This is a genomic window from Nitrospira sp. NS4 (assembly GCF_049546785.1).
Taxonomy (GTDB): Bacteria; Nitrospirota; Nitrospiria; order Nitrospirales; family Nitrospiraceae; genus Nitrospira_D.
On sequence record NZ_JBMWAN010000003.1, the window covers coordinates 380,992 to 401,371 of the forward strand.

Annotated in this window: 15 protein-coding genes; all 15 read left to right on the top strand. The window is 62.1% G+C overall.

Annotation, left to right across the window (positions count from 1 at the left end; genetic code table 11):
* Positions 1-11: 11 nt before the first annotated feature.
* The 15 genes from ACO9S2_RS10570 to ACO9S2_RS10640 all read left to right on the top strand — a co-directional run bounded on the left by ACO9S2_RS10570 (position 12) and on the right by ACO9S2_RS10640 (position 20,308).
* On the top strand, positions 12-317 hold the full coding sequence (locus tag ACO9S2_RS10570) for a hypothetical protein (RefSeq protein WP_423722003.1): 306 nt from the start codon (positions 12-14) through the stop codon (positions 315-317).
* A 9-nt stretch (positions 318-326) separates the two neighbouring features.
* On the top strand, positions 327-704 hold the full coding sequence (locus ACO9S2_RS10575; protein WP_423722004.1) for a hypothetical protein: 378 nt from the start codon (positions 327-329) through the stop codon (positions 702-704).
* Positions 701-1,582 carry a hypothetical protein gene (locus ACO9S2_RS10580; RefSeq protein WP_423722006.1) on the top strand — a complete coding sequence of 294 codons (882 nt, stop codon included), beginning with the start codon at positions 701-703 and terminating at the stop codon, positions 1,580-1,582. Before ACO9S2_RS10575 ends, ACO9S2_RS10580 begins: the two co-directional genes overlap by 4 nt.
* Positions 1,575-3,128, top strand: coding sequence for a hypothetical protein (locus ACO9S2_RS10585; RefSeq protein WP_423722008.1), 1,554 nt, complete (start codon positions 1,575-1,577; stop codon positions 3,126-3,128). The genes ACO9S2_RS10580 and ACO9S2_RS10585 overlap by 8 nt, the downstream gene beginning before the upstream one ends.
* Before the next feature lie 4 nt (positions 3,129-3,132).
* Entirely contained in the window at positions 3,133-6,969 is a 3,837-nt protein-coding gene (locus ACO9S2_RS10590; protein WP_423722010.1) for a hypothetical protein, read from the top strand.
* A gap of 7 nt (positions 6,970-6,976) precedes the next feature.
* Positions 6,977-8,446: a hypothetical protein gene (locus tag ACO9S2_RS10595; RefSeq protein WP_423722012.1), complete on the top strand. Its 1,470-nt coding sequence runs from the start codon at positions 6,977-6,979 to the stop codon at positions 8,444-8,446.
* The gene (locus ACO9S2_RS10600; protein ID WP_423722015.1) at positions 8,418-10,463 is read left to right on the top strand and encodes an ATP-binding protein; all 2,046 of its coding nucleotides are present in this window, start codon (positions 8,418-8,420) and stop codon (positions 10,461-10,463) included. Before ACO9S2_RS10595 ends, ACO9S2_RS10600 begins: the two co-directional genes overlap by 29 nt.
* 10 nt (positions 10,464-10,473) lie before the next feature.
* On the top strand, positions 10,474-11,652 hold the full coding sequence (locus ACO9S2_RS10605; protein ID WP_423722017.1) for an eCIS core domain-containing protein: 1,179 nt from the start codon (positions 10,474-10,476) through the stop codon (positions 11,650-11,652).
* Positions 11,653-11,775: 123 nt separating this feature from the next.
* Entirely contained in the window at positions 11,776-11,910 is a 135-nt protein-coding gene (locus tag ACO9S2_RS10610; protein WP_423722018.1) for a hypothetical protein, read from the top strand.
* Between the two features lie 11 nt (positions 11,911-11,921).
* Positions 11,922-14,429 carry a DUF4157 domain-containing protein gene (locus ACO9S2_RS10615; protein WP_423722021.1) on the top strand — a complete coding sequence of 836 codons (2,508 nt, stop codon included), beginning with the start codon at positions 11,922-11,924 and terminating at the stop codon, positions 14,427-14,429.
* 284 nt (positions 14,430-14,713) lie between these two features.
* Positions 14,714-15,811 (top strand): eCIS core domain-containing protein, encoded by a 1,098-nt coding sequence (locus ACO9S2_RS10620; protein ID WP_423722022.1) that lies wholly within the window; start codon positions 14,714-14,716, stop codon positions 15,809-15,811.
* Between the two features lie 65 nt (positions 15,812-15,876).
* A complete protein-coding gene (locus ACO9S2_RS10625; protein WP_423722024.1) occupies positions 15,877-16,905 on the top strand; it encodes a M12 family metallopeptidase in 1,029 nt (342 codons plus the stop codon).
* Between the two features lie 70 nt (positions 16,906-16,975).
* A complete protein-coding gene (locus ACO9S2_RS10630; protein ID WP_423722026.1) occupies positions 16,976-17,743 on the top strand; it encodes a hypothetical protein in 768 nt (255 codons plus the stop codon).
* 213 nt (positions 17,744-17,956) lie between these two features.
* Entirely contained in the window at positions 17,957-18,721 is a 765-nt protein-coding gene (locus ACO9S2_RS10635; protein ID WP_423722028.1) for an N-acetylmuramoyl-L-alanine amidase, read from the top strand.
* A gap of 387 nt (positions 18,722-19,108) precedes the next feature.
* On the top strand, positions 19,109-20,308 hold the full coding sequence (locus ACO9S2_RS10640) for an ATP citrate lyase citrate-binding domain-containing protein (protein WP_423722030.1): 1,200 nt from the start codon (positions 19,109-19,111) through the stop codon (positions 20,306-20,308).
* Positions 20,309-20,380: the final 72 nt, after the last annotated feature.

The window sequence follows — 20,380 nt, forward strand, 5'->3', positions numbered from 1 at the left end:
AGGAAGCGACCATGGCGATTTTTGAGGCAGGCGTACCGATTGAGACGGCCGAGAATGCAATTTCAGTCGATGTGACGCCCAACCGGCCGCTGCCCATCGGCCGGCACATCTTTCAGTTGGAAGTCGTCGATGATTCAGGCAACCGTTCCGCCCCGGACCGGGTGGAGATCATCGTGCGCGACGAAGACAATCCGACGGCGGTCTTGGACGCGCCGGCCACGGTGCCGTTCGGCCGGCCCTTCCGGTTGAGCGGGCAGCGGTCATCCGATCCACCTCCCGGGCAAATCGCCCGGTATATTTGGACGCTCGTGCAATAGGAGTCACCTGTGGCGACGTTTAGACCGGGCCAGCCGATCATAACGGACCAACCGTTTATCGATGTGGATGCCGGCTTGTCCGTGGGGACCCATCGGTTTCAGTTGGTGGTGGTGGATGCACAGGGGAATCGGAGCGCTCCGGATATCCGGACGGTGACGGTGTTCAGGCTGACGATTCCTACGCCGACCGGCCCGATCGGTCCGGTGATTCCGATTGATCCCGTCAGCCCGACCAGCCCTGTGAGTCCGATCGATCCCACGATCCGGATCACGCCGATCACGCCGATCGGGACGATCACCGCCACGCCGATCCAACCGGTGCGGAGTCCGCAGGGGGCTGCGAAACCGCAAACCCGGAAACGTCCGCGAAAAGGAGAAACGCAATGAGTCTGGAACTGGATCCCCTGGCGAAAGCGCAAGCCCAAGGCGATTCGCAGGACCGTGTCTGGTACGCCACTGGGGTGTTGCTCGATGCGGAGGATTTTCTCGACGAGCAAACCTATCACCGGGGCAGGCTGGCGCGGGCGCTGGCCTATTTGTACGGCAGCGGAACGGTCGCGGGATTGCGTGTGGCCTGGGAGCCGGCCGTGGCGCCCGGCGCCGATCCGTTGCTGCCGGACGGGCAGCCCGAGCGGATCAAGGTCGAGCCGGGATTGGCGATCGACCGGCTAGGGCGGTTGATCGAACTGCCGCGTACGGTCTGTCTCAGGCTGAATCGCTGGTACGAGGCGCAAACCGACGACGATCTGGTCCAGGGGTTTCACGGCGCCCCCTTCGAGGGCGTGGTGGTCGATGTGTTCCTGACCTTTGTCGCCTGCGAGCGGGGAAAGACGCCGGCCTTCGCGTCGGGACCCTATGACGCGTTGGATCCGGTCGTGCCCTCGCGCATCCGGGACGGCTATGCCGTGACGCTGGTGATCCGGAAGGAGGCCGATCCCCCGGTGCCGGTCAATCAGTGGCCGGACGTGTCGGGCATCGCCGATCCGGCGACGCGCGCGGACACGATTCGCCAGACGGTCTTCGGAGCTTGGCGGGAGGGCACGCAGTGGCAGGAACTCGACGGCAAGCTGGCGCCGCTGGTGGAGCATGCGGCGGGACAGGATACGACGGCCGTACTGCTGGCGCGGTTGGTGCTGCCCGCCACGCAGGCCTCCGCGTCCGCCAGGCCGCAACGAACCGATGGAGCTTCCGTGAACGTGGATAACAACATCCGCCCGATCGTGTTCAATCCGGGACGGTGGGCGGGGGAGGAACGACATGTTTGACGCAAGCAAGGGATCACGGCGTGAAGTCATCGATCAGGATGAGCGGGAGCGGCTGCTGGCGTCGAACACGCTCTTCGTGGACACGCGCCGCCGGAGGCCCAAGTACTTCGACGGGCGGTTTCTCACCGCGCGGGATCTGACCAGGGATCAAACCTATTTCCTGACCAGGCAGGCCGATTTGGGCCGCTCGATGGGAGCGGGCGTGGTCACCGGATTGATGGTGGAAGAAGGCGAGACCGCGACCTCCCTCCACATTCAGCCGGGGCTCGGCGTGACGCCCAGCGGCGAGATTGTATCCGTTCCGTCGCGGTTGACGCTGGACCTGGCGGACATTCCCTCGGCGCAACGGCTGAATGCCGCGCTGGGGCTGAGCCTGCGGCCGCTCGATCCGGCCAGAAGCCGGTCGGGTCTCTTTGTGCTGGCCTTGCGGCCGGTCGAATTCACGGCCAATCCCATTGCCTCCTATCCCACCTCCATCACGGGGCCCCGTTCCGTCGAAGACGGCGAGATCATCGAGGCGACGGCGGCGACGTTGATTCCGTTCCCCGACGAAGGGGATGCGAGCGAATGGAACCGGCGGCGTTCCCGCGTCGCGCATCAGGTGTTTGTGGAGCGGGCGACACGCGGGTTGCCGGCCGGCGTGCTGCCCCTGGCGATGGTTGCGGTGGACCGCAACATCATTCAATGGCTCGATCCGTTCCTCGTCCGGCGGGAATTGGCCGTCTGGCAGGGCGAGGTGCTGGGCCTGGGATTGGGGACCAAAGCGTTGCGGTATGCCCAAGTGCAACAGTATGAAGCGCAGCTCCAGGATGTCTTGCGGGATCGCGGGACGCGCGGGCAGCGGTTCGCGGCGGCGGATCATTTCCTGGCCCTGCCGCCGGTGGGCCGTCTTCCGCTGGCCTCCATCGATCTGACCGATTTTTCGCAGATTTATTTTCCGCCGGAAATCGAGGTGGAACTCTCCGTGATTCCGGACGACGAGGTCCCGGTGTTGCTGGAGGAGAGTCTCATTCTGCCGCCGATCGATCTGACGCTCAGCGAGAACGAACAGGACTCGACGTCGGTGTTGATTCTGGTGCCGGTGGATCGCACCAGGCTGGATGAGTTGAAGGCCAGGCTGACGACGATTCGCCGTCCGTTCAAGGTGGCGGCCCCTGGTTTGGTGGCCAAACGGTCCCCGCTCGAATTGCTGCAGGGGCTGCGGTTACCGCGCCTGGCGCTGCCGACGGCGCCGGTGAGCAATCCGCAGGACGCGGCCTGGCGCGAGGCGGTACAACTGGCCGCCGGTGCCGCGACCGGCTTGCTTTGGTATGTGCGCCGCCGCAACCTCTCGACCAGTGCGGAGGGGGCTGGGACGGCCGTGCCCTTGTCATTGGTCGTACAGCCACCGGTCGGTCCGACCGGCCTCGGGGTCGCGACCGCGCCGATTCTTAGCGGGATTTCTCCGATCACGGATATCAGGCCGATCTCGCCGGTCGTCCAGCCAAGTCGTACGGCGGCGCCCAGCAAAGCTCGACGCAAGTCCACGCCGCGCAGAAAGGGGTGAGCGTATGATTGACCGTCTGGCTGAATCGCTCAGAGGCCGACAACCTGTCCGTCCGATTCAGCGGCCGTTCCCCGGCGAATCCGCTTTGGGGATCAGCCCGCCGCTCGATCGGACAGTCGATCCCCTGTGGAACAGGCGCGCCAACCTCTACACGGGGCGCAGTCTCAGCGACACCATTCTCACCGTCGAGCAAACCGGCCGGGCCGGTCATCTGGCGGCCAGCGGGGCCATGCTCTCAAGCGGGACGGTGCAGGGGCTGGACGTGGCCCTGGAGAGGAATCAGGGCGGCGACATTCTCGTGCTCTTGCCGGGATTCGGGCTGACCTCAACCGGTGAGGATGTCGTGGTGGCCACGCCGCAGCGGATTCCTGTCCAGGATATTCCTGTCATCGTGCCCGGCCTGGCCAGCGGTGATGCGCCGGTTGGACGCAGGCTTGGCGAGCTGTTGGCATCGGGCGAGCCGGTCGCCGGCGTGCTGGTCCTTCAACCGGTCGTCGTCGAGCAGGTGGTCGATGCCGATCCGACAGATCCCTGCGAGCAGGATCCGCAGAACTTCGCCTTCGAGGATTGGCAAATCGTGGACGGCTGCCGGCTCTGTTGCGTCCTGTGGGAGGACTCATGGGTGCCGCGTCCGGCGTTCGATGGTCAATGGCGCAACCGGCTGGCCCATACCTTGTTCGACTGGGAACAGCGCCATCCCTCGACTGAAACGCCTTGGAGCGCCGTCGGGTTGCCGATCGCGCTCGTCGGCGGGCAAGGGGGAGCGGTGTCTTTTCTGGATAGTGCCGCGGTGGTGCGGATGGGCGGCAAACGTCTCTTCCGGCAAGGACTGTTGGCGCAGGCCGGCACGCCGTTTGTGTGGCAGGCGCGCCTGCAGCAGTTCGCCGAACAAGTGGCCGAAATGCAGGCGGAGTCGGTGCCGATCTCGGCGATCGCGCAGGCCTGCCGGTTTCTGCCGCCGGCGGGACTTCTGCCGAAAGACGCGCTGACCGTTGGGGCTGTGGCCGGAAGTACCAGGCCCTGGACCAACCGGTTTTTCCCCCCGGGCTTTACCGCCGATCTTGCGCCGATTCCGGTCGAACAACTGGATGCGCTCATGACGGCCTGCGCCCCCTTGGCGCCGCTGGATATGACTCGTCCCGAGCGTGTGCGGGTTTTCGTGCCTGTTCCGCAATCCTCCTTCGAGCCGGATTTGCTGCGCGTGGCGCAGGTGGATCAGGAATTTCAAAACACGATCGACCGGTTTGTCGAAGTGCGCGGGAAGTGGTTGCGACGGCGCACCGATTTGCGTGACATCGCCAGCGCTTTCAATCAGGCGATCAGGGGCGTTCCGCTCACCTACGCGACTCCGGACCCGGAGGCGCTGGAGACGGAAGCGGTCGCGGACGATCCGTTGCTGGGGACTGAAGGGCCCTTGGCGCAGCCGGAGGCCACATATGGGACGACGGGGACCCGGACGCCAACCGGCGCACCGGCCTATACCGTGACGGCCTTTGAAGCCCTGCGAACCGCGCTGGACACTTCGACTCCGTTGAGCGACGCGGAGGTGGCGGAACTGCCGATGCGGGGGCTGTCCCCGTTCATCGAGTTTCTGGAAGGCAAGATCCGCCGGGCCAATGATTCGGTCGACCTGGGATTCCTGCAGATCCAGACCAATATCTACCGCATGCGCCAGTTGATGCTGGGGAGCGCCGCGGCCAGCCGGCTGGTCACGTCGCCGGCGCTGGCTTCGATCGCGCAGGGGGAAAGCGCGTTGGCGACCCGCGAGGACCTGGAAAACTTCCTCAAAACAAGCGGCGGCACGGTTCCCGGGTCTGGGCCGGTGCCAACCCGCGCCATTGACACGAGGGCCGGCGCCGCGTTCCGCACGGCAGCGCCGGAGGGGCCGACGCCACAAGGGGTGAAGGCGTCGAGCGCGATCCGCAGCGGGGCCGGGCTTTCGTCTGGCTTGTCGGGGGTGTCCCTCAGCGCAGGTCTCTCGACGGTGGCGGACAGCACGCTGGATCGCGGCCCGCAAATCGCCACTGTTGCAGGGATTGCGGGAACCCTTGAACTGGCGGCAACACCGTCGCTCGCGGAGATCCTCAAGGCGGAGTCCGGCGGGACGGTCTTGCGGCAAGGTCTCGTCGAAAAAACCGCGAATGTGCAGGACGTGTTGGAGCAGGCGCCGATCGTCGGCAAGCCGCTCGATTTCCGGACCGTGTCCGTCGCCGAACGGCTGAAGGAACCCCCGGCTCCCGAGGCCAAGAATTTCAGCGTCGCGGCAAAATTCGACGTAGTGTCGAGCTTGACGCAAATCGATCTGAATCTCGACGACGTCCGGATTCCCGGGTTCCTGGAGACGCGAGACGGCGTACGGATGCCGGTCGAGAAGACGGTCAAAGAGATTCGCGACGGCAATCTGGCCGGGCAGATTCTGCAAGGGGTGCACGATCCCGATCCGACGGACGGCGATGAAGGCGCCTTTTTCTCGGCGGGCGTTCGTGCCGTGGATCATGGCGTGGCGACGCTGCGGATCATCGAAGGCAGGATCGCCGGCTACCGCCAGGCGATCGCCCAGTGCCAAGCGGCGCTGACAACCTTGCGGAGGATGGCGGCACAGGTCGACCAGCGGCTGGGCGTGGTGGGCCAGGAACTGGCCGAGGCACGGCATGATGTGGGTGTCGCCCGTGCCTTGCTGGCGGAAGAAGCGGCCCGAGTGCAGGCCATCAACGACCGGCGTGAACGGATACTCCGCGAACAGGTGCCCTTCTATGCGTTTGTGCGGCCCCGCCAGACGGCCGCGCTGACCGACGTGCCGGTGCGTTCGCTGGATCCCGGACTGGCGGAGTCTCCCGTGCCGGCTTGCCTGGCCGGTCATGAGGACATGCCGCAGGAATTGCGCGCGATGGTGGCCCTGTTCCGGCAGGCGCCGGTCAAGTGGTTCCCGCGCTTCCCGGGGTTGCTGGAAAAGCTGGATCGCGTGGATCTGCTGCAGCGTACCATCGTGGAAGCGAAGACGAACGCGCAGGCCCGCACCGCCGTCGAGGATGGCCTGTCGTTCGCGGTGTCGTCTGGCGCCGTCGACCGGCTGGGGCAAAGCGTCAGCGGGGTCTATGCGGCGCAGCGCGCGGTGGTGGCGGAACGGCGCCTGGATCTCGTTCGCTTCGACGCCGGTGCGCTGGCGAGCGCCAGTTGGACTCAGACCCTGAGTCATGCGCGGGAATTGCTCTCGTTGGGCGATCTGTTGGAAGGGCGCCACGGGCAGGCCGATGTGACGACGCAGGCGTCGCGGGAACTGGCCGATATGACGAACGTGGGGGCCTGCCTCTATGCGCAGTTCGGCGCGGTGCGCCCCGTCCTGCGGCTGGAATGGGCAGAACGGCTCAGTCAGTTCGATGCGCCGGCGAATCTGCGCAACCTGTCGACCTTGCCCCGGTGGGGCGAGGTGGAACCCCTAGCGCGCCGGTCGATGCAAACGCTGGTGGATTGGCTCTATGGGCGGGTCGATGCAAGAAACACGGAGGCGGTCGGGCTGATGCACGATCTCATCCGGATGTGTCTCCTGCTGGCCAGCCATGCCCCAGTCAATCAGATTATCGCGGGGCACGTCAAACAGCCGACCACCGTGAAGCCCGGAAGCCGTGTGCCGCTGGTCATCAGCCCGGGCGCGGTTCGAGTCGGCATGCAGGTGTCTCTGTACGCCGGCACGCAGGTGGTCGCGCAAGGGCTGGTCGAAGATGTCGGCGATCGGCAGGCCGTCGCCCATGTCCTCCAGACGGCCCTCCCGGCGGTGACGCTGTCGGCGCAGGCCGTGGCGCATTTCAGTCAGACGGCAACGGCGTTCGTTCGCGCCCGGTGAGGTTGGCATGCCCGTTGATGCCGCACGTCGCATCAGAACCGCCCGGCTCAGGGGAAGCTCCGAGCCGTTGATCCGCCGCGGGGCACTGCTGCTGGAAGACGCCCTGCGAACGGCTTCGCTTCCGGGAACAGACCGTGAGCGGGTCTTGCTGATTCGATCTCTCTCGTTGGGCGTGCTTCGTCCGGAGAAAAGCGCGGCGTCGGTCGCGCGTCAACTTGAACAACGAGTCGCGGAGCTTGCACTCCATGCCGTCCATGGCGCTGATTCTCGCGCGGCGGACGCGCAGGCCGTGTTCTTTTATGATCGGCTCGATGCCGTGGTTTCATTGATTCAGCGGCTAGCGCAGGGCCATTCCAGTGATGGCGGGCGAGCCTGGTTTTGGCGTTCAGCGGTGCCGGGTTGGCGGCCTGGTGGGACGTCTGTACAAACCGGACGTGTGCTCCTCGGGTATCTGATCAATCTGGACACCGGTTTGCGATCGTTCGTCCAGGGCTTTCAGCGTCTCGTCGCATCGCGCAGCCTGGATGTGATCCTGCAAGCGGTGCAAGAGCAGGACGGGCCGATGTTGCTGCAACGATGCGGGTGGGGAGGCGCGGATTGGGCGTCGGGTTCCGTTTCGGGTGCCCATGCTGCGATCCGTGCCGTGCCGCTCCCGCGCGTCTGGCAATCTGCGCTTATCCCGTGGATCGCACGATGGGGGGCGTCGGATCCCAGATCCCTGTGGCTCGTTGCGGTGGCTGTGCAGAGCTGGCGTCCTGAGGGCGCAAGGTACTCGGAGGTGCTTAGCGAAGCACGGGCCCTGCTCCGGACGATAGCCGGTTCGATTCACGGCCCTCTCCCGGCGCCATCTCCAGATGACCCGTTTCTGCAGTCAGTATCCGCTGAAACAGGAGAAGCCGGTCATGCGGATGAGCCGGCGGTTCCGGAAGCGTCCCGTCAGCTGGAGGGCGTGCCGGTCTACACGCCTCACGCGGGATTCTGGTTCCTGATCCCGTTGCTGGTGCGAGCAGGATTCGGCCGCGCCATTCAGGACCATCCGGAATGGATCGATGCCCAGATGCCGCGGCGTCTCCTACGGTCGCTCGCGGAGCGGCTGGCGATTCCCCCGGACGATCCTGTGTGCCTGTGGCTGTCGGATGAAGCGGAGGTTGTTTCCGAACCTGTCGATCATGAGCGTGAGGGAATTGCGGGCGATGAGGTTGATGCCCTTATAGGCCAATGGCGAAAGGCTCTGCGGCGCTGGTGCCGGATCGAGGCCCGGCTGGGGCTGCACAGTGTTGTTCATCGTCCAGGATGGGTGTCATTGAGCAGGACCCATGTCGAGGTCCGGATGCCGTTGAGCGATATAGATCTCCGCATCCGTCGAGCGGGCCTCGATATCGATCCGGGATGGGTGTCTTGGCTGGGACAGGTGATCCGTTTTTCCTATGACGCCGAAAGGAGACCGCATGGGACCGGTGGAATCGCTGGGCGTTGAGGAAGCGAGTATGGCCAAGGGGTTCTCTCCCGGCCCTGCGGCGCACGACGAGCAGGAGCCGCGCGCCGATTCCTTGCCGATGCCGACCTTGCGTGTGTTGGCGTTGTCGGCAGCCGCGGCGCCGGCCGAGACCAATCCGGCCCTGAATCGTGAAAGCCCGGAATGGCTGTACCTGGCGGAGGCGCTCAAACAGGTCCCATCCGAGAAGACCCGGTGGGTGGAAGCGGTGCTGACAGCGCTGCAGGAGCCGGCACGCGAGGATCGCGCCCTGGTGCAGCTTGCGGCGGTCTTGTCCTGTACCGCAGTGGAGGTGATGGCAATTGTCCTGGCCGCGGCGGTCGATGAAGAGCTGATGGTGGGCCGCGCCCTGGCTTTTCTGCAAGCTCCCGTCGGCGGCGCCCGTCCGACCCTGGGGTTGCTGGCGGCTGCGTGCGCGGATGTGGTTGAGCCGGGACGACGTGTTCTCGATGTCCTGTTGACCGGAGCGGCGATCCGGAGCGGTCTTCTTGTGTTGAATGGCGATGACGGGCCCCTGCCGGAACGCGCGGTATCCGTTCCTCAGGCAATCGGGTTGGCGTTGCGCGGGTATGACGGCCTGTGGCCCGGGGCGACGATCGGTGTCGGCGCCGAATCGGAGGTGGCGCTGCCTCCGTCCGTTCTTGACTCGGCGACGCGGTATGCCCGGAGCGTGACGGCGGCGGCGCATCAGAGTCTCCTGATCCGGAGCGGATTCCTGGCTGAAGCGAAATCGGCGGCGGCGGCCATCGCTGAGGCCGTGCATTGCCGGCCTGTGTTCGTTGAAACGGATAAGCTTTCAGGCCTGGGGCCGTGGTTGCTGCTCCGTGGATTGCTCCCGGTTTTCGTGATGGAAGTGGCTCCGGGCGAGCGGAAGGGATTGCCGGACATTCCGGGTTATGCGGGCCCGGTGTTGGCGGTCACAGGATCGGAAGGTTCGGTCGAGCGCGCCGGACGCGCCGTGCCTTGTTGGACGGTGCCTGTTCCAACGGCACAGGAGCGTCAAGGCTTGTGGCATCAGGTGATCGGAGATGGCGACTCGGCCGGAGCCCTGGCGCAGTCCCATCGCCATAGCAGTGCGCGGATCCAGATCCTGGGCGCGCTGGCTCGCCGCCGGGCTTCGTTGCAGGGGCGCACCGATCCGGATGTGGCCGACGTGGTGTCCGTCTCGGTGACCGGAGTCGGGACGGGATTGGATACCCTGGCGGAAGCGTTGTGCGACGCGATTCCTGACGACGCCCTGGTGGTGCCGGCTTCCCTGCGGCGTGAGCTTGATGTGCTGGCTGTTCGCTGTCGCCTGCGGGAGGGGCTGGCGTCGCCACTCGGCGTGGCGGTGACGACGCGGTATCGTCCCGGCGTGCGGGCGCTCTTTGTCGGTCCGTCCGGCACGGGGAAGACCCTGGCCGCCGGGTGGCTGGCGACCAGGCTGGGCCTGCCGTTGTACCGTGTCGATCTGGCGTCGGTGACCAGCAAATATATCGGCGAGACCGAGAAGAATCTCGCCCAACTCTTTGCCCAGGCCGAGCGATCGGACGTGGTGTTGCTCTTTGACGAGGCCGATTCACTCTTCGGCAAGCGCACTGAGATCAAAGATTCCAACGACCGTTTTGCCAACGCGCAGACGAATTATGTGTTGCAACGGATCGAGTCCTACGACGGGATCGTCCTGCTCACGAGCAATAGCCGCAGTCGTTTCGACGGGGCGTTCTCCCGGCGGCTCGACGTGATCATCGAATTTCCTGCGCCGGGCCCTGAGGAGCGGCGGGAACTCTGGGTGGCGCACTTGGGGCCGGAGCATCGGTTGACGGCCTGTGAGCTGAATCGACTGGCCGCGACGGTCGACTTGGCCGGCGGGCATATCCGCAATGTGGTGCTGACGGCCGCGGTCGTGGCACAGGATGCCGGCCGTTCCATCGGCTTTGCCGATCTCGCGGTGGGCCTCATCGCCGAATATCGCAAGCTGGGGCGGCAGGTGCCGGTGGAGTTGATGAGGTCGGTGTAGGACGCAAGACATGCCTGCCGCGTTAGCCACAAAGCCCGAAGAGAAGAGGCGAGGCCGGTTGGAGACTCAGTCGATCGCTGTGTCTACACTGGATGCCGGACAGGGACTTGGTGCCTCCGCCGGTCTCCCGCTATTTCTCCAGCCCAAGCTCGCTATCAGCCAACCGGGTGATCCGTACGAGCAGGAAGCCGACCGGGTCGCGGACCAGATCCTGCGCATGCCGGAGCCGACCGTGCAGCGGCAATGCGCGGCCTGTTCGGCGGGTGGGCCGCCATGCCAAGCCTGCGGAGAAGAACGGATCTCATTGTCGCGGAAGCCGGACGGTGTGGCAGGGGGTGATGCCCCGGGATCAGTTCAGTCAGTCATTCGTTCACCGGGACAGCCGCTGGCTCCTGCCATCCGGACATTCTTTGAGCCGCGCTTCGGGCAGGATTTGAGCCATGTTCGAGTCCATACGGACGAAGAGGCGCAACGGTCGGCGCGGGACGTCAATGCCTTGGCTTATACGGTGGGCTCTCATGTCGTGTTTGGTGCAGGGCGCTATAACCCAGGCTCGTCGGAAGGTCGCCTGTTACTGGCTCATGAGTTGGCGCATGTATCTCAGCAGAGCACGATCATCCTGCCCTACAGGGATCCTAAATCCCCCCAAACATTTAACTTTGGGGCAGCTGACACTGTCGGCTTAGTAGAGGATTCTTTTACCCTAAAAAAGGATAAAGAAACTAAACCCTGGATAGAATTAATAACGGTTACGTTTGCTGCAAAATCAACGGACTCTGACGGTGAAGAATATTGGGTCGGATCAGGGGTGGCACAATACTACAACAATGCCGCGAAGTTGCCTGATATTGGTCTGAATCTTTCCGGTGGGCCGGTAGGTGGGGGGAAAACGAAAAGCGGAACGTTTACGGTTAAGCGAATTGAGGGGATCGGTTATATGAGTAGCAAGTATTCAGATGAATATGAACCTGCCGCTACAAAAGGAAAGGGCCGGAGATATTCAAAGGACAAACAAGGCAATATGAATTTTGCGGTGTTTTTCTACGGCGGCCAAGCGCTGCATTCAGGCCCGGTAGATTTAAGTTCTCATGGCTGCGTTCATGTTGATTGGACCGATGAGACGAACATGCAACAGTTGAACTATCACAGCGTGGTTGGTCTCACAAAAGTGAAAGTGAAATATTCCTGATCCTATTCCAGATCGCTTGGCAGGTATTACCCGTTGTCAGAGATAGCGACCTTTAAGTCCGAATCCACATGTTGACAAAAATAGCTGGCCAATGAGAAGTGCCGTCCCCCCATTTAAAATGTTGTGGCCCAGCAGGCCGGCCGTTCGATCGGCTTTGCCGATCTCGTGGTGGGGCTTCCCGCCGAATATCGCGAGCTGGGGCGGCAGGTGCCGGTCGAATGGCAGCAGGTGTTGAGCAACTCGTCGGATTATGAGTGAAGGGGGTTGCAATGAGCCTTGGATTTGAATCCCGTGAGAGAGCCTGCGGGTGTCAGCGCGGCGGAACTGTCGTGCCGCCTCCACGGACGGGGAATGGTACTGCGCTATCTCTTGCGCAGAGGGCCGGCCGGCTTCCGCTCTTTCTTCAAGCCAAGCTGGCGATCAGCCAACCGAAGGATCCGGCCGAAGTTGAAGCTGATCGGGTGGCCGATCACGTGATGCGGAGGCCGGAGCCCGCAGTGCAGCAGAAATCTTCGGCCTGTGCTGCCGGCGGCCGATCCTGTCCGGTACGTGAGAAAGAGCAGCCGGGGATGGTGTCACGAAAGGCGCAGGGTGACAGGCTGGGCGATGCGCCCGCGTCGGTCCACTCCGTCATTCGCTCACCGGGGCAGCCGCTGGGTTCGGACGCCTGTGCCTTTTTTGAGCCGCGTTTCGGGCGGGAGTTCGGCCATGTCCGTGTGCATGCCGATGGAGAGGCTCAGCAGTCGGCCCGGGCCGTGAATGCCCTGGCCTATACGGTCGGCTCTCACGTTGTCTTCGGTCGTGGCGTCCCGAACATCGGCCAAGCTGCTGGCAGAGCCCTTTGGGCGCACGAGCTTGCGCACACGGTGCAGCAAGGGCCCGAGGGGGATCGACTTCAGCCCCTCAGCGTCGGTCCATCGGGCGACGTGCTGGAACGGGAGGCCGACGCCGCAGCGCTGTCGGTGATCTCCGGGCGCAGTGCACAGGTCCGTGCCGGCAGTGCCCGGACTGGCACTCGGCGCCTACAGCGCGTCGAATACGGCACGTACATCTCGACGCTCACGGATCCGCCACTGAAGATCTTTCTCGACAATGCCGAGGTCTATTACCGAGGCTGGGGATACCCCAATGTCAAACGCATTTCCACGGTGGATGAGGTTCTCAAAGACTTGGAGAAAGCCAAGAATCACATTGATACATTCCGCATTGTGACTCACGCTGGCCCCGGGCATTTGCAGGTGGGGCTGACATCGGCGATCTCCACCGAGGAGGTGTCGCAGGAGGAAATGGGCATGACCACGGCCCAGAGCTTCCGCCCCCTCCTCACCAAGAACAAAGTGGTGAGCAATGCTGCCTTTGCGAGGGAGATGGGCCTCTTGCGCGCGGACGCCACCACTGGCGCATTGCTCACGCGGATCGGCGTCCCCGCGACCAACCCCGGAGACGCCACGCCGCTCGGCATCCTGCTTCGGGCCATTCTGGATGCCGACCTGGTGTCGAGCGCCACTCTCGATGATGGTTCGAAGCTGGTCCTCAAGAACAAGGCGGTTCTCGACCTTTGGAACAGTCAACGCATCCGGGAGTACCGCGCCGTCGTTGAGGATGCCGCCGCGCCGGCACAACAGGCGGCGGTGAAGCAGGCTATCACCGACCTCATTGCCGCTGCGCCAGGGGTGCTGCGGGCCGGCGGAATCGATTGGAGTTTCAACCAGACCCAGGCCGACACCATCGGCAGCGATCTCCTCGATCCTAACAAGCAGCCCGCTACCCTCAAACCTGAGCTGGGTGCCGCCATCACTGAAGGTGCAGGCAAAGGAACCTTTGTGCCCCGGCTGGCCAGGGTTCGCACCCATATCGATGCGAACACACATATCGAGATCCGCGGCTGCAACGCCGGTTCGGACAAGAAGTTTCTGAACAGCGTTCGGTCCTTCTTCGGTCCCGCCGGCAATCTGCCGTCGATCTCTGCGCCGGACCTGTTCCAGGCGTTCTTCAAACTGGGCTTCGAGAGTTACAACTTGTCTGTGCCGGCCGATCAAAAACGGCTACAAGATACGTGGGACGATCCGACCTCGGGAATGGCTGCGGCGTTCGACGATGCCCATCGAACGCGTAACGGCGAGATGATACGGGTGGTATCGGATACGAAGCTGAGCGATCTGCGCTCGCGCTACGGTCTTTCGCAGACAGTGCAGGAACTCACGGACCTGAATCCGGAGCTTAAGCCCGATGCCATTCATGCGGGAGACGTGGTTTGGCTCGTCGGGCACCAGCTGCCGGCCGGCCAGAGCACGAACCTCGAAGACTTCTGTGAGCGCGTCCTCGGCAACAAATACTTGTGGCCCAAGATCTGGAGCTACAATGACCACTGGTCGAAGCCGCCTGTCTTGAAGCCGACCGACATGGTATGGGTGGTATCGGCCGCGATGCGCAAGCGCGTGGCATCGGCGACACGCTCGCTTGCGGATCTCCAGGCGGACCTGCAGCAAGGCAACGCGTTCGGCATGAAGACGCCGACCAACCAGTTTAAGCTCCACGTCGATCACACTCAGCGTGCTGCGAGCGTTGGGTCCTGGTTGGAAAAGCAGGGGTATGATTTCAAAGGTCGGAGTGCGGCAGACTTGAGCAAAATATTTGCCGGAGACTTTCAGAAGAAGTTCTCTCCGGCCATGAGTGGCCACGGAGGCCAGTTCCTGACGCGCGGATTCCCAGACGTGGAGGATCCGATCTTCCCCGACGATCCGCGCTACGCCGGCCACATCATCCGCCAACCGTGAGGCCGGCATCTCAACGATTCCGAGGCAAACAACGGGATCGAGAGTTTGTATGTCGTGCCGGTTTCGGAGGATCCTAAGTGCAGGCGATGAAAATGATGATGGCAGTTGCCTCAACGGGCAGGCACGTACCAGAGGGTCGGCGAAAGCAGACGATCACGTCGTCACTTGCTGCCTTTTCAAAAGGATCTGCATCGAGCGCAACCGCCGCTGGCCTTCCGCTTTTTCTCCAACCCAAACTGGCCATCAGTGAACCAGGCGATGCTTATGAGCAGGAGGCCGACCGGGTGGCAGAGCGGATCATGCGGATGCCGGGGCCCGTGATGCAGCGGCAATGTACGGCCTGTGCGGCGGGGGGACCACCTTGCCCAGCCTGCGACGAAGAGAAGGCGATGCCGGTGTCGCGGAAGGCAGGCGGTGCTACGGGTGGCGAGGCACCTGTCTCAGTCGATTCAGCCATTGGTTCGCCGGGGCAGCCGTTGGCGGCATCGGTGCGCGCGTTCTTTGAACCACGGTTTGGGCAGGATCTTAGTCATGTCCGCGTGCATACGGATGGAGTGGCCCAACAATCGGCGCGAGATGTGAACGCGCTGGCGTACACAGTCGGGTCTCACGTCGTGTTCGATGCCGGGCGCTATGCCCCAGGGACTCCTGATGGACAGCGACTGCTGGCGCATGAGCTGACGCATGTAATGCAACAGTCCGGCACCGGTACCGGTGGAGGGGCGCAGGTTCAACGCACGGTTGCGAGCACGAACTGCCGCGGGGGTGTAAGCAGCGCGCCCGCCGATCCAACAGCCACGCTGACAACCCTTGAGGAGCGGGCGGTCGGGCTCGCGCAAGCGGCGGCGATTCTGGCGGCGGTGGGGTCCGCCGCTGCGACGATGGACATCGACGTGACCACGCATCCGGTCGGACAGTCCTTTGCCGCGCGATTCGGTCTGCCGCCTGCGGTGCGGGGTGGATTTCAGAACCGGTTTACCGGCCGCGTGCATCCCACCCTCAACGAAGCCCTGTCAAAGGAACTGGAGCGATTGTCTGACCGCTTGCAGTCGATCGCGGACTTGTATGCCGGGCCGGTGCGGTACCGGTGCATTACGGGGGCGACGACGTTTGCCGATTGTGATACACATTGCCGGGGGCGAGCCGCCTCTGCCTGTGAAGGAGTGCGCGTGATTTTCCTGTGCCCGACATTCTGGGGTATCACCGGTCCGGAACGGCAGGCCCTCCTGCTGATTCATGAGGGCGCGCATGTGCGTTTCGGCAATCCCAGTCACAGCGTGAGCGGCCGGTTGCATAATTTCCGGCATCCCGAATGCCTGGCGAGCTTTGTGGCCGATTTGTTCGGACATGGGACGAACACGCCTGCGTGCCCGGCGCCATAAACGATCGCAAGGCCTGTCGGCTCACGGCAGTACCACTTAAGACCGTCTTGAAAGGAGAGATGATCATGGCAAAGCGTCCCAAGGTGTGTATCGACCGGATTTTACCCAGAGATCTCATGCGGCTGCAGCAGACGAAGCCGGTGCGAAACGGCATAAGGCGTGCTATTTCGCCGATTGGGAAAACCTGGATGAACGGCTCAACGCTCAGAGTGCGTTTTGTGGGAGGCACTCCGACTGAGCAGACCGTCGCGCGGCAACAGGCCGAGTGGTGGTCGCGGGTGGCGAACCTGAAATTTGACTTCAATAACGCCCTGAATGCCGAGATTCGTATTGCGTTCGATCATGACGACGGGGCCTGGTCCTACGTCGGTACCGATTGCCGCAGTATCCCGTTGGACCAACCGACGATGAATCTGGGATTTCTGGATGGCGGCACGGCGGCGCATGAGTTCGGCCACGCGATCGGGTTGGCTCATGAACACCAAAATCCGGCCGGCGGGATCCAGTGGAACGAAGCGGTGGTGATTCGTGAGGCCGCGAAATCGCCGAATTTCTGGGATGAGGCAACCGCGCGCCACAATATCCTTCGAAAGTACAGCGCGAATCAAATAAACGGTACTGCCTTTGATCCGGACTCCATCATGCTCTATTTCTTTCCTGCGTCCTGGACACTCAACGGAATCGCCACCAAAGCCAATGAGGTGTTGTCTGCGATGGACAAGGCCTTCGTCGCCGGCGCCAAAATGTATCCGAAGGCGGGGGGGACGACAACGAACGCCGTTGAGCTGCTTGTGAATGCCAAGCGCCGCAAGCAGGCATCGATCGGAAAAGTGGGAGAAGAGGACCTGTATCGGTTTACGGCTGCGGCGGACGGGCGCTATGTCATTGACACCCTAGGTCCGACGGATGTGGTGATGAAGCTGTTCGGGCCGAACAGCGAGACCGCATTGATTGCGGAAGATGACGATTCCGGGCTCGATACCAATGCCAGCATTGCAGGTGATTTGATTGCCGGGGAGTATTTCGTGCAGGTCCGTCATTATAGTCGTCAGAGCGGGACCGGAAAGTACTCGATCAAAGTGCGAAAACTGTGAGGGCCTGTGACTGGCCGCAAAGCCATGTTGTGGTCCCTGGGGTGTGCCTTGGGGAGAAGGAGGAAGATCGATGCTTATTTCCATAATCAATCACACCAACGGCAAGATTTCAGATGAGGAGTTGCAAGGAGCTATTCGGGCGATCAATCGCCAGATCAGAGAGGATTACGAGCCGTATTGGAATATTGGAGCGGAACTGCGGCTCGAAGGGCGTAGCGAGAAGAAGCCGTCGAAGCAGAAGATTGCAGACATGCGGGGCGATGCGGTGTTGTATCTCTGGGATTCGGTAGATGTCGAAGACGCGCTCGGCTATCACGATATGACGAATGCCGGGATTCCCTACGGTTTCGTCTTTACTGAACTTGCAAAACAAATGAAAGAAGACTGGACCGTCACCTTGTCGCATGAGGCGCTGGAGCTTGTGGGGGATTCGGAGGTCAATCTCCTGGTGCAAGGGCCCCATCCCGCGGATCCCAAACGGACGGTCTTTCATTGGTATGAAATGTGCGATGCGGTGCAAGCGGAAACCTACGAGATCGATGGAGTCAAGGTCTCGAATTTTCTGCTTCCCTTATACTTCACGGGCGGAGAGGAAAAAGGCGGGCGGAACGATTTTCTCGGGCGCGCCTATAAAGGGAAAACTTTGAGGTCGTTTGGGGTAAACCCCGGTGGGTATGTTGGATTCTTCGATCCTCAAAAGGGAGACCATGAAACCTTTACGGCGCCAGGTGATGCCATGGCGGCGAGACGGTTGAAAATTAAGTCTCAGATGAAAGGCGCGCGGCGCGGGATTCGCTATCAACGCTATGCGAATCAGCAGGCAAAGAAACGCGGCTGATGGGGTTCGGTCATTGACTTATCAGCCTGACGAAAAAACGAGATCGATTGTCGGGAGCGGAGGGATTCGATAATGGCGCGGACAGGATCTTCAAGAAAGCGCAGTGCTCCGAGAAAGAAAAAGACAGCGTTGTCTACAGCCACGATGCGCGCTGCCGCGGTGGCCCCAAGGCCGGGCCTTTCGATCGAAAACGATCGGCTGGTGGGAGATGACGTGTCATTTGTCGAAACTCCGAACAAAGGAGGCGATCTTGCTCCACGCTATCTCGTTTTTCACTATACAGCCGGGAAAAGTGCTCAGAGTTCGATTGATTGGCTGACGAACCCGGAGGCGAAGGCGTCAGCGCATCTCATCCTGGCTCGGGATGGCTCGATTTGCCAGCTTGCGCCATTTAACGTCAAGACCTGGCACGCGGGTGTCAGCAATTGGGAAGGATTGAGCGGGCTGAATAGCTATTCCATCGGCATCGAGATGGACAATGCGGGGCCGCTCAAGAAAGTGGGTGATCAGTATCAGGCCTGGTTCGGGACGCTGTATGCGGAGGACCAAGTCATCTACGCCAAGCACCGGCTCGACGAGGAGCCTCGCTGGTGGCAGGCCTACACGGAAGTGCAGATCCAGCGGGCCTTGGAACTGGCTCAGCTCCTGGTCCGGCATTACGGTCTCAAGGACGTGGTGGGACATGAAGATATCGCTCCTGACCGGAAGAGGGATCCAGGGCCGGCCTTTCCTCTGGAACATGTCCGCGCCATGGTGCTGGGCCGCTCCGAAGAGGAGGAAGAGCACTATGAAGTGACGGCATCGTCGCTGAATATCCGAAGCGGGCCCGGCGTGGAATTCCCGGCGGTTGCTGAACCGCTGAAGAAAGGCACTGCGGTGGTGCTTCTGGAAAAGCGTGACCGATGGAGTAAAGTGGAGTTGGCCGAGAACGGGGACATTGAAGGCTGGGTGCATAATAAGTTTCTCGAAAAAGTCTAAGCCATTGATGAAAGGGGGAGCCGGGGCACCCGTTTCCCCTTTTGCGGAGAGGGATCTGCCACGTTTGCTTCCAGGAGATTTGGAAGGCACCGGCTTGTCCACCGTACAGGCCCTTTGTCCAGGAGCGGTATTCACCCTCACGGAGATTCAATTATTATGCGTATTGTGAGGAGGCGAGCCGCATACGGGACCTAAACTGGGTTGATGACTCATGCCCTTCTTCTGAAGTTTCAGCTAGTTATGTGATGCACTCTCGTCTCGGGCCACGCCGCTAGGTCTTTTGAGCCCCAGGGAGTTAGTTCCTCTGGTGTATTGTGTCACCCGATTGATTTCGCTAGAATCCTGCTCCCTTATCGCTGGTGTGCGCTACGTTGAAGGAGTGATGTCATGGCCAAGGTGCTCGAAGGCCCCGGGATGGGGCTCATGAAGAAGTGGGGCATCAATGTCCCCAACTATGTCGTCGTAACTTCTGTTGATGAACTGACCAAGCTCGGCCAAGCCAATGAGTGGCTGAAGAAATCCAAGCTTGTCGCTAAGGCGCATGAGGCCCTTGGGTCCCGCTTTAAGCTTGGACTCGTCAAGGTGGATCTGGATTTCAAAGCCGCCGAAGCCGCGACGAAGGAAATGATCGGCCGGCAGGTGGGCAGCATCACGGTCACACAGGTGATCGTCTCGGAAATGATTCCCCACAAAGAAGAATATTATTGCGCGGTGAAGTCAACCCGTGAGGGCAGTGAAGTGCTGGTCGCCAACTGCGGCGGCATCGAAGTTGAGTCGAACTGGGAGCGCGTCAAGCGTCTCTGTCTCGAAGTCGGGCAGTCTCCCTCGGCGGAATCCCTCGAAAAGCTCTCGAAAGAAGCGGGGTTTACCGGTCCGCTGGCCAAGAAGATGGCGGATTTTGCCGGCAAGATGTTCGCGTGCTTCGATAATGAAGATGCCCAGTATCTGGAAGTGAATCCGGTCGTCGTTCGCGAGAGCGATGGTGAACTGGTGGCCCTCGACGCGGTTACTCTGCTCGACGGCGACGCGAAGTTCCGTCATCCGGACTGGAATTTTGCCTTTGCCGCGGAGTTCGGCCGGGCCTATTCCAAGAACGAAATGGAAGTGATGGCCGTCGATTCCAAGATCAAAGGGTCGGTCAAGTTTATCGAAATCCCCGGCGGCGATACGGCGATGTTGCCCGCGGGCGGCGGAGCCAGCGTGTATTATTCCGATGCGGTCGTGGCGCGCGGCGGCAAGCTTGCGAACTATGCCGAATATTCAGGCGATCCGCCTGATTGGGCCGTGGAAGTGCTCACCGAAAAAGTCTGCTCGCTGCCCGGCATCAAGAACATCATCGTCGGCGGCGCCATCGCCAATTTCACCGACGTGAAGAAGACCTTCGGCGGCATCATCAACGGGTTCCGCAAGGCCAAGTCGGAAGGGAAGCTGAACGGCGTCAAGATTTGGGTGCGCCGCGGCGGTCCGCGTGAGAAGGAAGGGCTCGACGCCATGCGCGCGCTCAAGGACGAAGGCTTCGATATCAACGTCTTCGACCGCAACACACCGCTGACCGACATTGTCGACAAAGCGCTTCAAGCGAAATGATGCGTAACGAGTGACGCGTTGCGCGTGACAGGACTTCAGGGGCACCCGACCCTTCTCGTCACTTGTCACCCG

What these genes read in the sequence shown, in the direction of transcription:
- ACO9S2_RS10590 (WP_423722010.1), top strand. Translation starts at nt 3,133, where the DNA reads ATGATTGACCGTCTGGCTGAATCGCTCAGAGGCCGACAACCTGTCCGT.
- ACO9S2_RS10615 (WP_423722021.1), top strand. Translation starts at nt 11,922, where the DNA reads ATGAGCCTTGGATTTGAATCCCGTGAGAGAGCCTGCGGGTGTCAGCGC.
- ACO9S2_RS10595 (WP_423722012.1), top strand. Translation starts at nt 6,977, where the DNA reads ATGCCCGTTGATGCCGCACGTCGCATCAGAACCGCCCGGCTCAGGGGA.
- ACO9S2_RS10570 (WP_423722003.1), top strand. Translation starts at nt 12, where the DNA reads ATGGCGATTTTTGAGGCAGGCGTACCGATTGAGACGGCCGAGAATGCA.
- ACO9S2_RS10625 (WP_423722024.1), top strand. Translation starts at nt 15,877, where the DNA reads ATGGCAAAGCGTCCCAAGGTGTGTATCGACCGGATTTTACCCAGAGAT.
- ACO9S2_RS10605 (WP_423722017.1), top strand. Translation starts at nt 10,474, where the DNA reads ATGCCTGCCGCGTTAGCCACAAAGCCCGAAGAGAAGAGGCGAGGCCGG.
- ACO9S2_RS10580 (WP_423722006.1), top strand. Translation starts at nt 701, where the DNA reads ATGAGTCTGGAACTGGATCCCCTGGCGAAAGCGCAAGCCCAAGGCGAT.
- ACO9S2_RS10640 (WP_423722030.1), top strand. Translation starts at nt 19,109, where the DNA reads ATGGCCAAGGTGCTCGAAGGCCCCGGGATGGGGCTCATGAAGAAGTGG.
- ACO9S2_RS10600 (WP_423722015.1), top strand. Translation starts at nt 8,418, where the DNA reads ATGGGACCGGTGGAATCGCTGGGCGTTGAGGAAGCGAGTATGGCCAAG.
- ACO9S2_RS10585 (WP_423722008.1), top strand. Translation starts at nt 1,575, where the DNA reads ATGTTTGACGCAAGCAAGGGATCACGGCGTGAAGTCATCGATCAGGAT.
- ACO9S2_RS10630 (WP_423722026.1), top strand. Translation starts at nt 16,976, where the DNA reads ATGCTTATTTCCATAATCAATCACACCAACGGCAAGATTTCAGATGAG.